The sequence below is a fragment of the Bradyrhizobium sp. BTAi1 genome (genome assembly GCF_000015165.1).
Taxonomy (GTDB): domain Bacteria; phylum Pseudomonadota; class Alphaproteobacteria; order Rhizobiales; family Xanthobacteraceae; genus Bradyrhizobium; species Bradyrhizobium denitrificans.
Window position 1 is genome coordinate 5021527 of the sequence record NC_009485.1, and the last position, 13359, is coordinate 5034885.

A 13359-nucleotide genomic window follows, 5' to 3' on the forward strand; every position below is an offset into this window, starting at 1 on the left:
CTCCAGAAGGTGTTGATCATGACGGCGCGCTTCAATCCCACGCCATGAAGCCGGGCGCCTGGGCCAGCGGCGGCAGCGCGGCGAGCCCGGCGAGATCCGGCTGCGGCCGGCACAATTCGGCGTCGCCAGCGAAAGCCTGTTCCAGGGCCGCGGCAATGCCGAGCACCAGCGCATCGCCGCCCCGCGGGCCGACGATCTGCAGACCGAACGGCAAGCCGTTCTCGTCGCGGCCGAGCGGCAGGCTCAGCGCGGGATGGCCGGCGAGCGTCACCGCATAGGCCAGCGCCAGCCAATGGAAGTAGGATCTGGTCGGCACGCCGTCGATCTCGGCCGGATAGAGCTCGGACCACGGCCGCGGGCTGAGCGTGATGGTCGGGCTGATCAGCACATCATGCGCGGCGAAGAAGCTCTGATAGGCGCGGTAGATGCTGGTCTGGTTGGCCGCCGCGCGCGAAAAATCCTCGAGGCTGTAGGACAGCCCCTCCTCGACATTGGCGCGGACATTCGGCCCCAGCATCTCAGGCCGTTCGCGATAATTCTTGCCATGCTGGGTGAGGAACAGCGAGGCGCGCAGCACCGCAAAGGTCTCGTCGGCGCCGCTGCAATCGGGTGTCGCTTCGCTGGCGTCCGCAAACAGCGGCGCGATGCGCCTCACCCGCGCGCGAAAGGCGCGGCGGATCAGCGCTTCCGTCGGCGCAAAACCAAAATCCTCGGTGAAGGCGAGGCGCAGCCTGCCGAGGTCGATGGCCGGCGGCACGGCCCAGCGCGCGGGTGTGCCACGCACCGCCTCGCCGGGCAGCGTGTAGGCAAGCGGATCGCGCGTATCGTCGCTCGCCATCACTGACAGCATCAGCGCCGTATCGGCCACATTGCGCGCCATCGGTCCGTCGGTCGACAGGCACGACCAGCCATGGGCGCGCTTGTCGCTGGCGACGAGCCCGTAGGACGGCCGCATGCCGACGATGCCACAGAAGCCGGCCGGATTGCGCAAGGAGCCACCGGTGTCGGAGCCCGAGGCCAACGGCGCCATGCCACAGGCCAAAGCCGCCGCCGAGCCGCCGGAGGAGCCGGCGGCTGAGCGCAGCGGATCGAACGGATTGCCGGTGGCGCCGAACACGGGATTACGCGTGTTGCCGCCCGCCGCCCATTCCGGCGTGTTGGTCTTGCCGAAGATGATGGCGCCCGCCGCACGCAGCCGCGCCACCGACGCCTGGTCGGCCACCGGTACATTGTCGGCCAGGATCGGGCTGCCATAGGTGGAGCGCATCCCGGCGGTGTCCTGGGTGTCCTTGATCAGCACCGGCAGGCCGTGCAGCGGCCCCTTGTCCTCGCCCCTGACGAGCTCGGCCTCGGCGGCCTTGGCCTCCGCCCGGGCGCCCGCCTCGTCCAGGGTCACGACAGCATTGACCGCCGGATTGACCGCGGCGATCCGTTCGAGGCACGAATCGAGCAAAGCGACGGGGGAGATCGCCTTTGTTTTCAGGAGCTTGACCAGATCGCTGGCGGTGTTGTCGCAAATCGATGCCAAGGGACTTCTCTTTCCGTTTCGGAAAACTATTTAGCATATACGAAATCAAATGCACGATGTGAAAACGCAATGTTCCACCGCTGCTCATGCATGACCGCTGGCGGTCGAGGCAGCTGATTGAATTGCCTGGCGTTTCGCGCGAGATTACCCGTCCGCGCCGCGCAACCAAGAAACGCGATCCGCTAACGGATTTTCCGGAGTCCCCAGTGACCGATACCGCTGTCAGCGAGTCCGCCTCCGAAAGCCCCCATTCCCAGCTCGGCCACTGCCTGAAGGCCGCCCGGCAGGCGCGCGGGCTGACCCTGAAGCAGGTGGCGGAGAAGACGGGCATGGCGCTGTCGACCTTGTCCAAGGTCGAGAACGGCCTGATGTCGCTGACCTATGACAAGCTGCTGCAGCTGACCTCGGGCCTGCAGATGGACATCGCCGAGCTGTTCAGCCCGGCTGCGCCGCGGCCCGAGCCGGGCCGGCCGGTGACCGCCCGCCGCAGCATCAGCCGCGCCGGCCAGGGCCAGGTGGTGAACACGAGGTTCTACACTTACGTCTATCAGTGCACCGATCTGATCGGGAAACGCATGGTGCCGATGATCACCGAGGTGCGCGCGCGCACGCTCGATGAGTTCGGTCCCCTGCTCCGCCACAGCGGCGAGGAGTACTTCCTGGTCACCCGCGGCACCATCGCCGTGCACACCGAGTTCTACGCGCCGGAGATCCTGCACGAGGGCGACGGCATCTACCTCGACAGCACCATGGGCCACGCCTATCTCAACGCCGGCGAAGCGGACTCGGCGCAGGGCGTGTGTCTGTGCACCAGCGAGCAGGCCGACCTGTTCGAGCAGCTGCACCGGATCGCAAAGAAGGACGCGGTGGAGTGAGCGTGGGATCGAAGCGGCCTCGTCGCTAGCCACGTTGGCTGCGGCGCGCCCGGCTGCCCCCTCGTCGGATTGAGGGCGAGACGACCGGCCCAACTCGGAGGCTTCGGCGCCGCGAGATGGCATGACCTGCGCGGATCACACCATCATGGCACGGGGCTCATGTCGCGGTTCTGCCAGCGGCCGGCCGGCCCGCCAGGGACGACACGATCGCCTCCGACAATTGCCCGAGCCGGAACGGCTTGGCGAGAAGCTTGGTCGTGGCCCTGAAATCTTCGGGGACGAGCGAGGGGTCCGCGAAACCGGACATGAAGACAATGGGCAGTTCCGGCCATCTGTGGCGGACCTGGCGCGCGAGGTCGATGCCGGTCACCCCATCCGGCAGGACGATGTCGGTCAGCAGCAACGCGACCGGCTCCGGCCGCTCCAATTCGGCGATCGCCGCGGCCGCATTGACGACGACGACCGGACTGTAGCCCATCGACGATAGCATGGTGGAGGCCATCGCGCCGACCAGCGGATTGTCCTCCACCACCAGGATCCGCTCGGCGCGGTCGGGCCGCGGCAGCCGCGTCGTGCCGGCGCGCGCCTCCCCGCTCGCTCCTGGCCCGGCGCTCGGCAGGTAGAGCGTGACCTGTGTGCCCTGCCCGACCTGGCTCGCGATCACTGCGGTGCCGCCCGACTGCCGGGCGAAGCCATAGACCATCGACAGCCCAAGTCCGCTGCCCTTGCCGAACTCCTTGGTGGTGAAGAACGGCTCGAAGGCGCGGCGCGCGATCTCGGGCGGCATCCCGGCGCCCCTGTCGGCCACCGCAATGGTCACGTATTCGCCGGGGCCGATGCGCTCGTCGCCGTCATCGAGCGGCTGATCGAGCACGGCATTTGCGGTCGTGATCGTCAGTCGTCCCTGGCCGGCCATCGCATCCCGCGCATTCAGCGCCAGATTGAGCAGCGCGTTCTGCAATTGCGTCGGATCGATCAGGCACTGCCACAGCATCGGGTCCTGCGCGACCTCGATCTCGATGGTCTCTCCGAGCGTCCGCTGCAGGATCGTCGTCATCGCGCAGACCAGCTGGTTGACGTCGGTGACCTGCGGCCGCAGCGTCTGCTTACGCGCAAATGCCAGCAGACGGCGATTGAGATCGGCGACCCGCTCCGCCGCTTCGGCGGCGCGCTCGGCCAGGCTGCGGGCGGAGACCTCGGCCTGAGGCAGCGCATCGAGCAGGAGATCGAGATTGCCGAGCGTCGCCGCGAGCATGTTGTTGGAGTCATGCGCGATGCCTCCGGCGAGTTGTCCGATCGCCTCCATCTTCTGCGCCTGACGCAACTCGTCCTCGATCCGCTTGCGCTCGGTGATGTCGACCGACAGCACGAAATAGCCGCGCACCGTGCCATCCTGGCGGCAATCCGGCACCCGGATGGTCTCGCACCAGCGTTCACGGCCGTCGGGAAATGTCGTCTCCTCCTCGCCCCCCGTGGTTCGGCCGGCCAGCGCGGCCTCGATCTTCGCTCTCGCCTCGTCCAGATGCGAGGGATCGATGAAATCCTCGATCTTGCGGCCGCAGATCGTGTCGGTGGACGGCGCGGCATACCAGTCGCGTGCGACCCGGTTGGCATAGCGGATGCGGCCATCCTCCAGGACATGGACGATCAAGGCCGGCACGTTTTCCGTGACCAGCTGATGCTGCTCCAGATTGTCCCGCAATGCCTGTTCCGACGTGGCGCGCAAACGCCATTGCCGCGCCAGGCCGAAGCCGAACCCCGCGATCAGCAGATTGAGCCCGGCCGCGATGACGCTGTAATACAGCGCATTGTTCTTCCAGCCCGCCAGAAACTCGACCGGGTCGCGGGCGATCGTCACCACCAGCGGCATGCCTGCGACACGCCGGTAGCTGATGCTCCGGGACGTGCCGTCCGTCATGCCGCTTCCTTCGAAGCTTCCGCTTTGCGCCTGTGGCAGATAGTAGGTGAACAGGCGGTTCGAGCGGACATCGCGCCCGGCAAACTCGTCGGCATTCGGCGTGCGCAGCAGGATCGTGCCGTCGTCACGGTAGAGCGTCACGGTGCCGCGCTGGCCGACGTTCAGCGACAGGAAGAACTGCCGGAGATTCTCATAGTCGATGGGCACGAAGACGATGCCGCCGAAACGCCCCTCCGGCGTCAGGAATGCGCGGCTGACTACGAGGACGAGGCTGTTGCGAACGCGGGAGAACACCGGCACGTCGATGAACAGGCCGCGGCCGGGGTCATCCCGCTGGGCCTTGTAGTACGTCCGATCGGCAAAATTCTGCTCCCGGCCCGGGCCGCCATTCCCGAGGCTGTCGCCCAGCAGCTTTCCATCGGCGTCGAGAACGACGATCGCATTCGCGATCGGATATGGCGCGACCCGCTGCTTCAGTTCGTCGATCAGGGCCGGGTTGCCGGCGGTCAGCAGCGCCGGGTTCTTCGCCAGATTATTGATCGTCCCGCTCAAGAGGACATCGACGCCCTGGATGTTGCGCAACATGTATTCTTCGAGAGCGCGGGCCAGATCGCCATTCGCGGCCTTGATGGTCCGATACGTCTCCCGATAGTTGACGGAGAGCATGTGCGCGACGAAGGCATCGCACAGAACCGCCAGCACGAGGCCGCTCAGGATGATGATCCGCGGCGTCCAGCGCCGGTTCAAGCCAAGCCGAGCCTCTGCTCTCGTCAGGGCGCCGGCGAAGCCCTTGTGCCGCGAAGCGGGCTGATCGCCAGCTTGCGCTTTGGTTTGATCCAACATGGCGCCAGAATTCAGGAGGCCGTCGAGCGGTTCGATGATCGGTTGAATGATGTGCCAGGGTCAGCTGACGGTTCGGAACGATGCGACATCTCGGAGTTGACGCCGCGCAACATTTCCCGATCTCGTGGTAGCATGTTTTGTCGCGGGATGTCATCTTTGGCGGCCAAGCGCAGACAGCGGTCCGGCGTGACGCCATCGGCACGTGCCGGACGCCTTTCACATGGTCGATGGCCTCAATCCTGGCCCGGAGCGGTCCTGCCTCGTCATTGGCGGTGGAGAGCACGGCTCGCCCCGATTCGGCAATTGCGAATGCTGCTCAGCATCAACCTGCTTGCAAGCAACGAAGCTCTATGATCAAGCCTGACGGCGTTCATTCGCGCGCCCGGAGTCCGTCCAACAATTCGCCTCGGTGAGGTGGCAGATGAGCACGACGCTTCGCATCTTTCCGACCGTCCCGCGCAATCTGCCGCCGCGCGATCATGTCGACCAGCTGCTGCGCCTCGCCCGGTTCAGCGATGACAGCGGGCTGACAGGCATCCTGCTGTTCGCCGGCAACGACACGGTGGTCGAACCGTGGCCGATGGCGCAGCACATCGTGGCGAACACCCAACGCTGCTCGCCGCTGATCGCGGTCAATCCGGCCTACATGCATCCGTTCACCGTCGCGAAATTCGTCTCCTCGCTGGCGCTTCTTCATGGCCGGAAAGTGTTTCTGAACATGATCACAGGCGCCGCCATGAGCGACCTGCAAAGCCTCGGCGAGACGCTCTCCCACGACGACCGCTATGCGCGGCTCGGCGAATTCGTGCATGTCGTCCGGCAGCTTCTGACCAGCGCACGGCCCCTGACGTTCAAAGGGCGGTTCTACGGCGTCGAACATCTGCAGCTGCGTCCGTCTCTGCCGCCCGCACTGATGCCGGAGTTCCTGATCGCGGGACAGTCCGATGCCGCGCACCGGGTGGCGCAGGACACCGGCTGCCTGATGATGCAGATGCTGCCGCCCGACCTCGATCACGGCATCACCTCCCCCGGCGTGAATCTCGGAATTTTCACGCGGCCAACGCGTGATCAGGCGCGGCACGAGGCGACGCTGCTGTTCCGGGACAATGCCGACAAGCGCGCTTTGCTCGACTACAGCATGGCGCAGACCGATTCGGTCTGGAAACGGCGCCTCAGGGATTCGGGCGAGACCGGCGACATCCATGACAACGGCTATTGGCTGCTGCCTTATCTCACCTTCGAAGCCGACTGCCCCTATCTCGTCGGCAGCTATGACGAGATCGGCGCGCGGCTGCGCCAATTCACCGAGCAGAATGTGACGACCATGATCCTCGACGTGGTCGCAAGCGACCACGAGCTTGCACACATCCGTAAAGCGCTTGCGTCTTGTGGGGTAATCTGATGGATTGAGCGCAAGACGAACTCGTCTTCGTCCGCCCATTTCATGTAGCAAGCGTACCCCACAGATTTCGAGCGTCCGGGCTGACCGGACGCTTCCATCGGGCCCTTCATTGTTCGCCCGGACGCGCGCCATGAGCCTCTCCCAATCCTCACGACGGTCTCGGCCCGCGCCATCCTTCACCAAGCGCACGATCAGACGGCGCGCAGGCGAAAGCCTGCATCACTCGGGACAGACATGTCGAACGTTCCAGCCACATCATCGGCCGCCACGACGTCCGGCGTGCAGCCGCAGTTCTGTTCACTGGCCGATGCCCTCGCCCATTACGGACGGGTCCAACCGGATCGCCTCGCCATTCTGGCGCCCGATCGAATCGCACTGACCTATGGCGGCCTGTGGCAGCGGACGACCGAGATCATCGCCGAGCTGCGCGGGTTCGGTCTCGGCGCCAGGGATCGCGTGGCCGTGGTGTTGCCGAACGGCGCCGATGCCGCCGTGGCGACGGTCGCCGTCGCCTGCGGGGCCGTCTGCGTGCCGCTCCATGCGGGTTTTTCGTCGGACGAAGTGCGGCGCGCGCTGAGCGACCTCGAGATCACCGCGCTGCTGACCTGTCCGGGGATCGAATCGGTCAGCCGCAGCGTGGCCTATGCCATGGCGATCCCGGTCATCGATCTGTCATTCCGCGCCGACGCGGCGATCGGATCCTTCGATCTCACCTGCCCGGCGCCGCGGCCGGCCGTAACCTGCGACATGCCGCAACCGTCGGACGACGCCTTCGTGCTCCTGACATCCGGCAGCACGGCGCAGCCGAAGCTGGTGCCTTTGACACAGGCCGGCATTTGCCACTCGGCCTATAGCGCGGGCGTTGCTCTGGCGCTCGCGCCGCACGACCGGCTGATCAACGTCCAGCCGCTGGTGCATGCGCACGGTCTGATCTCCGGCCTGCTGACGGCGCTTGCATCGGGATCGAGCGTGGTCTGTCCGCCGGAATTCGACGCCGCGGCGTTCCTGGATTGGCTGGCGGCGTTCGAGGCCAGCTGGTACACGGCCGTGCCGCCGATCCACCGCGCGTTGATCGCAGCGGCGCACCGGCGCAAGGACGCCGTCAAGACCCGCCTGCGGCTGATCCGATCCGCATCCTCTTCGCTGCCCACCAGCGTCCTCGACGAGCTGGAAAGCCTGTTCGGCGTTCCCGTCATCGAGACCTATGGCATGACCGAAGCCGCAAGCCAGATCGCTGCCAATCCCCTCGAACGGCGCAAGCCCGGCTCGGTCGGCAAGCCCGCCGGCGCCGCCATCGCGATCATGGATGACCAGGGCCGCGTGCTCGCGGCCGGGCAACGCGGCGAGGTCGTGCTCCAGGGGCCCGCGATCACCCGCGGCTACTACAAGAACGAGACCGCGACACGCGCAGCGTTCCGCGACGGCTGGTTCAGGACCGGCGATCTCGGTTACCTCGACTCCGATGGCTATCTCTTCCTGCTCGGCCGCATCAACAAGGCCGACATCATCAATCGCGGTGGACAGAAGGTCTCGCCGAGGGAGGTGGAGAATGCCTTGATGCGCCACCCCGACGTGGCCGAAGCGGTGGTGTTTCCGATTCCGCATACGCGGCTCGGTGAGGACGTCGCCGCCGCGGTTATTGCGAGGCCGCAGCACAAGATCGACATCAAGAAGCTCCGGCGCTTCGCCAGCGAGCGGCTGGCGCGGTTCAAGGTCCCCGGCCTGATCCGCGTCGTCACGGCTTTCCCGAAAGACGCCGACGGCAGGGTTGTTCGCGGTGAGCTGGCCGGCCAGCTGTCGATCGCGGCGCCACGCTCGCACATCCATCGCGGCGGACAGCTGGTGCCGGCGCGCTCCGAAACCGAGTGGCAGCTCGCCAGCATGTGGGCCGACCTGCTCGGGCTCAATGAAATCGGTGTGAATGAGGACGTCTTTGCGCTCGGCGCGGATTCGCTCACGATCACCCAGCTGATCGCCCGCCTCCGGGCGCGCTATGACGCCGAGATCTCGTTCAAGGACATTTTCGACGCGCCGACGGTGGCCGCGCTCGCTGAACGTGTCGAGATGCTGCGAGACCATGCGGGTGCGCAGCGCCTGCAGACGGCCAGCGCTCCGGAGCAGAGCGGCCCCCTGTCGCTCCAGCAGCAGCGCATCCATCTGCTCGCCGCGATCGATCCCGATCCATCCCGATACCACGTGATCTCGGGACTCATGCTGACCGGCCCGCTCGACATCGGTGCGCTCGACGCCAGCATCGCGTCGGTCTGCGACCGCCACGAGACGCTGCGTTCGATCTTTCCCGACCAGCAGGGAGAGGTACGGCAGACGGTAACCCCCCGGCACCCTTCGATCGAGCGGTGCGATCTTCGCGCCGTCCCTCAATCCGGGCAGATGGCGGCCGTCCGGACTCACATGCTCGACCTGCTGCGGTCCCCGTTCGAGATCGAGACCACCCCGCCGGTGCACATCCAGCTTCTGCAGCTCGGTGATCAACAGCATGTCCTCCTGGTCAAGCTGCATCATCTGATCACCGATGGTTGGTCGCACCGGCTGTTCTTCGACGAGCTCGAACGACTCTACAATGGCTATTGCCACGGGAAGCCGTGCCGCCTCGACGAGCTGCCGCAGCAATATCGGCACTTCGTGCAGTGGCAGCGCGCGTGGCTCGCCACGCCGGCGGCCGAGGCGCAATTGAGCCATTGGCGCCGCCGGCTGGAGGGCCTGACGGAACTGCCGCTGCGAACCGACCGGCCGCGGCCCGAGCAGTGGACCGGCCGCGGCGCCCGCATCCCGGTTCGTTTGTCGGCAAAGCTGTCGGAGCGGCTGCGCAGCTTCAGCCGCGCCAACCATGCCAGCCTGTTCATGACACTGCTGGGCACGTTTCAATGCCTGCTCTGCCGCTACACCGACCATCATGACATCGCCGTGGGCTCGCTGATCGCCAATCGCAGTCAGCTGGAGATCGAACGGCTGATCGGCATGTTCGCCAACGCGATCGTGCTGCGGACCGATCTGACCGGCGATCCGACCTTCCGCGAAGTGCTGAAGCGGGTCCGCGACGTGACGCTGGAGGCCTATCGCCACCAGGAGCTGCCGATCGAGGAGCTCCTGCGCACGCTGCGTCTGCCGCGCAGGCTGGACCGCAACCCGCTGTTCCGGGTGATGTTCATCCTGCAGAAGGCGGCGAAGCCGCTCGCGCTCGAGAACCTGTCGGCGCGCGCCATCGATCCCGACCCGGGCATCGCGCGATCCGACCTGGTGTTGGAGCTGATCGACGATGGCGGAGCGCTGGGCGGCTGGCTCGAATATAGCAGCGAGTTGTTCGAAGCGACGACGATCGAGCGGATGGTCGGCCATTTCCGCACCCTGTTGGAGCAGGTCATCGCGGCTCCCGATCTGCCATTCTCGGAGCTGCCCTTGCTGTCACCGGCGGAGCAACGGCACCTCGTCGAGGGCTGGACCCCCACCTCGGCGACGCCGGCAAACTCAGACGATGTCCTCACGCGCTTCGCGCGCCAGGTCGAGCGCGCACCTGCAGCTCCGGCCGTCTCCTGCGGCGAGACGAAGCTCAGCTATGCCGGCCTGGCGCAGCGCGCCGAGGCCATTGCAGGCGGGCTGCAACGCACGCCAATCAGCGACGGCGACATCGTCGTGCTGTTCGCCGAGCGCAGCGTCGACTATGTCGCGGCGCTGATCGCCGTGCAGCAGACCGGGGCGGCGTTCCTGCCGCTCGATCCCAGCTTGCCGGCACTCCGGCTGACGAAAATTCTCCGGCACAGCGCCGCGCGGATCGTCCTCGCCACGCAGCGGAGCGCCGCGGCGCTACGAGCCGCACTCGCTGACCTGCCGCGCACGGCGCAGCCCGACGTGCTGCTGCTGGATGACATCGCGCCCCCGAAGACGACGCGGGCGGTCCCGGCTTCACCGCGATCGCCCGCCTCGCTCGCCTGCGTCATCTACACGTCAGGCTCCACCGGCGAACCAAAGGGGGCGATGATCGCGCAGCGCGGCATGGTCAATCATCTCCTGTCCAAGATCGCCGATCTTGGCCTGTCATCCGGCGACGTGGTCGCGCAGACCTCGCCGCAGAGCTTCGTCATCGCAATCTGGCAATGTCTCGCGCCGCTGATGGTCGGCGCCCAGGTCCATATCATCGGTGATCACGATGTTCAGGACCAGGCGCGGCTGGTGCACGAGATGGCGCGCGAGGGCACGACGGTGCTGGAGATCGTGCCGAGCCAATTGCGCGCTTTCCTGCAGCCGGCTCCGGATGCCGCCACGACGCGCGCACTCGGCCAGCTGCGCGCACTGATCGCGACCGGCGAGAGCCTGGCGCCGGATCTGTGCGAGGACTGGTTCAGGCACTTCCCGCAGGTGCCGCTCATCAATGCCTATGGCGCCACCGAATGCTCCGACGACGTGGCGACCCATCGCATGGTCGCGCCACCGTCTGCATCAAGCACGGTGCCGATCGGCCGTCCCATCGCCAATGTACGGCTGCACGTCCTCGATCGGCACCTGCAGCCTGTGCCGATCGGGATTGCCGGAGAGCTCTATGTCGGCGGCGTCGCCGTCGGGCTCGGCTATCTCAACGATCCCGGCCAGACACGCAGCCGCTTCCTGCCTGACCCGTACTCGCCGGACAGCAGCGCGCGCCTGTATCGCACCGGCGACCTGGCACGTTGGCGCGCAGACGGCACGCTGGAATGCTTCGGCCGGGTCGATCAGCAGGTGAAGGTCCGTGGCTGCCGGGTTGAGCTCGAAGAGATCGAGCACGCTTTGGCGCAGCATCCGGCCGTGCGAGCCGCGGCCATCCTGGCGCGCGACACGCGCTATGGCGACACGCAGCTGACCGCCTATATCGTCGCCGCCGACGGCCAGCCGCCAGCGGTCGATGACCTCAACGGCTTCGCCCGGAGCAGGCTTCCGGCACATATGATTCCAGCCGGCTATGTCATGCTGGATCAGCTGCCGGTGACCGCGCATGGCAAGCTCGACCGCACCGCCCTGGCGGCGCTGGGATCGCTCCCGGCAACGACAGGCGGTGACCACGTTGCGCCGCGGACCCCGACCGAGCAACTGCTCGCCGGCATCTGGGTCGACGTGCTCGGATGCGGGGAATGCGGGGTGACCAGCAACTTCTTCGATCTTGGGGGACATTCGCTGCTCGCAGGCCGCGTCCTGGCGCGCGTGGCGAGCACACTCGGCGTCTCCCTGCCGATCCGAACCTTGTTCGAGGCCAGCACGATCGAAGCGCTGGCGCTACGCGTCGACCAGGCCCGCGCCACGGCCGCACCCCAAACGCTGCAGGTGCAATGGCGATCCGATCAGCGTACCGTCATCTCGATCCAGCAGGATCAGATCGTCCGTACCGAGCGTGACCTGCCGGGCCTGCCGCAATTCAACCTGCCTTATGCCTACCGGCTGCGCGGCCCGCTCGACGCCCGGGCGCTCGCAGCCAGCCTCGTGGACGTCATCCGCAGGCACCCGTCCCTGCGCACCAGTTTCCACTCGGTTGACGCCGCCCCGGAGCCGCAAGTGCTGGACAGCGCGGCGATCACGTCGGTGCTCGAGACCGAGACCATCGCGATCCCCGCGCCTCCGGGAGACAAGCGAGCCCGGACGCTCATGCTGAAAAAGGCGGAGCTGCGCATCGCGCAGGAGGCCTGGCGTCCGTTCGACCTCGCGCGCGCCCCGCTGCTGCGGGCGCGGCTGCTGCGGTTCGGTCCGGACGACCATGTCCTGGTCCTGATCATGCATCATGTGATCGTGGACGGTTGGTCGATGGGTGTCCTGTTCGAGGAGATCGCCGCGCTCTATGCAGCTCACATCGGCGGTCGCGAGGCATCGCTGCCGACCCCGGTTGTCGCATTCTCCGAATTTGCTGCCTGGCAGGCGAAATGGTGCATCAGCGCGGCCGCTGCCCGGCAACTTGCTGATTGGACGCATCGCCTGCGCGGCGCCTCGCCCCTCTTCAACGCGCCCGCCGGCCAGGCCGGAGAGCAGCCGAGCCCGCGTGTCGCCACTGCAGCGTTTCATCTGCCGCGGCGGTTGATCGACCGGCTGACCAGGCTGAGCCATGGCGACGGCGCAACCATATTCATGGCGCTGATGGCGGGCTTCAAGGCGATGCTGATGGCCCGCACGGGCCGCGGCGACATCTGCGTCGGCACCACCATGGCCAACCGCTTCGAGCGCTGGACGGAGCGCATCGTGGGCCCCGTCGAGAACACGACGATCGTGCGGACCCAGCTCGAACCCGAGCTGTCGTTCCGCGAGATGCTTCGGCGCGTCCGCGACAGCCTGCTGGACGCGCATGCCCGGCAGGAGCTGCCGTTCGAAACCCTGGTCGCGGAGTTTTCCGGCGCGGCCGAGCTCGACCTGGCGGCGCTCACGCAAGTGTATTTCATCTTCCAGAACGCGATTCCGAAGCCGTTCGAGCTGTCCGGACTCGACGTGCAGCGTTTCGACAGCGCAACGGCCGAGGGCCGGCCCGTGCTGCCCGTCGACAGCGCCTACCTGACCATCATGGTCGAGGAGTTGCCGACCGGGCTCACCGGCGCCTGCATCTACAAGCCGGACCAGCTCAGCGAAAAAAACGTGACGTCCTGGCTCGATGACTATTTGGCGATCCTGGCAGACGGCGCCGATCGGCCGGACACTCCGCTTCACCTCCTGCCAGCCTCGCGCTTGGTTGGCCAAGCCGACCATCACACCAGGCAAAGCCAGGCCGAATAGCCCAGGACCATGCATCGGCTGCATCGCGACGACGTTGAGAACCGTGCCGCGCGGG

5 protein-coding genes are annotated in these 13359 nt (G+C 66.7%); 3 read left to right on the forward strand and 2 right to left on the reverse strand.

All coding sequences use genetic code 11. The features are described from left to right. Nucleotides 1-31: 31 nt before the first annotated feature. Nucleotides 32-1528 carry an amidase gene (locus BBTA_RS22475; RefSeq protein WP_012044805.1) on the reverse strand — a complete coding sequence of 499 codons (1497 nt, stop codon included), beginning with the start codon at nt 1526-1528 and terminating at the stop codon, nt 32-34. A gap of 206 nt (nt 1529-1734) precedes the next feature. On the opposite strand from BBTA_RS22475, the gene BBTA_RS22480 reads away from it, so the two are divergent. Next, the gene (locus BBTA_RS22480) at nt 1735-2403 is read left to right on the forward strand and encodes a helix-turn-helix domain-containing protein (RefSeq protein WP_012044806.1); all 669 of its coding nucleotides are present in this window, start codon (nt 1735-1737) and stop codon (nt 2401-2403) included. Nucleotides 2404-2560: 157 nt separating this feature from the next. On the opposite strand, the gene BBTA_RS22485 is transcribed toward BBTA_RS22480, so the two are convergent. Further along, nucleotides 2561-5164 carry an ATP-binding protein gene (locus BBTA_RS22485; protein ID WP_012044807.1) on the reverse strand — a complete coding sequence of 868 codons (2604 nt, stop codon included), beginning with the start codon at nt 5162-5164 and terminating at the stop codon, nt 2561-2563. 421 nt (nt 5165-5585) lie between these two features. Between BBTA_RS22485 and BBTA_RS22490 the strand changes: the two genes are divergently transcribed. After that, nucleotides 5586-6566, forward strand: coding sequence for an LLM class flavin-dependent oxidoreductase (locus BBTA_RS22490; protein ID WP_041750827.1), 981 nt, complete (start codon nt 5586-5588; stop codon nt 6564-6566). Nucleotides 6567-6800: 234 nt separating this feature from the next. Next, nucleotides 6801-13304 carry a non-ribosomal peptide synthetase gene (locus BBTA_RS22495; protein ID WP_012044809.1) on the forward strand — a complete coding sequence of 2168 codons (6504 nt, stop codon included), beginning with the start codon at nt 6801-6803 and terminating at the stop codon, nt 13302-13304. Nucleotides 13305-13359: the final 55 nt, after the last annotated feature.

What these genes read in the sequence shown, in the direction of transcription:
- BBTA_RS22485 (WP_012044807.1), bottom strand. Translation starts at nt 5,164, where the DNA reads ATGTTGGATCAAACCAAAGCGCAAGCTGGCGATCAGCCCGCTTCGCGG.
- BBTA_RS22490 (WP_041750827.1), top strand. Translation starts at nt 5,586, where the DNA reads ATGAGCACGACGCTTCGCATCTTTCCGACCGTCCCGCGCAATCTGCCG.
- BBTA_RS22495 (WP_012044809.1), top strand. Translation starts at nt 6,801, where the DNA reads ATGTCGAACGTTCCAGCCACATCATCGGCCGCCACGACGTCCGGCGTG.